The organism is Arthrobacter sp. P2b, from assembly GCF_900168295.1.
In the GTDB taxonomy this organism is placed as follows: domain Bacteria; phylum Actinomycetota; class Actinomycetes; order Actinomycetales; family Micrococcaceae; genus Arthrobacter.
Genome location: NZ_FVZL01000046.1, coordinates 1 through 1216 on the forward strand (window position 1 = coordinate 1; position 1216 = coordinate 1216).

Annotated in this window: 1 protein-coding gene; it reads left to right on the plus strand. The window is 58.5% G+C overall.

Going from position 1 to position 1216, the window contains the following annotated elements:
- Positions 1 to 462: 462 nt before the first annotated feature.
- Positions 463 to 972, plus strand: a complete 510-nt coding sequence (locus tag B5520_RS22285; RefSeq protein WP_254865681.1) for a DUF3592 domain-containing protein — start codon at positions 463 to 465, stop codon at positions 970 to 972.
- The last annotated feature ends 244 nt before the right edge of the window (positions 973 to 1216 follow it).

The window sequence follows — 1216 nt, forward strand, 5'->3', positions numbered from 1 at the left end:
AAGCTAAGACCCACAGCGCCGATGGTACTGCACCCGGGAGGGTGTGGGAGAGTAGGTCACCGCCGGACAACCATTAAGGTCGAGGCCCCAACCAGAAATGGTTGGGGCCTCCCGCATTTAAACACCACCGCCCTGGGATGCCCTGTCAGATAACGCACCCAACCCGGGGACGCCCCATCACCTCCTGCAGGGTAATCCGGTGACGCCCCATCAGATCCTGCACCAAAACCACCGACGCTCTATCACGTCCTGCAGGGAAACCCCGGACGCCCTATCACCTCCTGCAGGGAAATCCGAGACGCCCTACCAGCTCCTGCAGGGAAACCAGGGATGCTCTATCAGATAACGCGCCCAAACACCCCGCATAGCGACCACAACTGACAGAGCAACGAGGGAGCGGGGACGGTTTGTGCGTGGGTCGGTGTGGCAACGGGCAGTTCTTCTGTCCGGCAGAATGGTGCAGTGACTGGGCGTAGAACTGCTGTAAACCGTAAGTCGAAGTTGTCGCTGGGGCAGGTGCTGAACCTCGTTGTGACGGTGCTGGTCCTCTGCCTGGGGCCCGCGATGATCGTGTTCGGGCAGCACATTATCAACATCGACGAAGAATTGGCCCGAACCGGCACCCATGCAACGGGGACCATCGTTGAATTCGACGACGTCACCAAGGCTTCCGAGCGCGACATTGAGGTGGAGTTCATGTCCCTGGACGGGACGTACCACGTTACCTGGGCAGCCGTAGACCATGACCAGCACCCCGAGGTCGGCGCGTACGTCACAGTGGTCTACCGGGAAGCGGATCCCAGCCACGCGATAGTGCTCGGCTACGAAAGCGACGGCGTGTGGTTCCGCGGAGCCGGCACTCTCATAACCGCCCTTTTCGTCATGATTGGCGTGATCGTGGCAATTTCCGTTGCTGTGGGCAGAAGCAAACGCCGGAAGAATGCGGCTGTTGACGGCATGCCCGTTGTGTAATTGCAATTGTTAAGCCGAAACCGCGCAGCCCGGACAGTTTCCTCAAGGCTTGATCAAGAGCTGCTCAATCTTAGGCGAGGATCACGGTAATCATGCGTTAACCCCAAAAAAGAGAAATAGGCTCGTCGACGACACATTTGCCGGGCTAACCCGGGGTTTTCATGGCGGGTCTGTGGGGCTGGCGTGTTAATCAGGGAAAGGGTGCTCTGAACTGGGAAAATAGTGGTTGTCGAGACCGTTATTT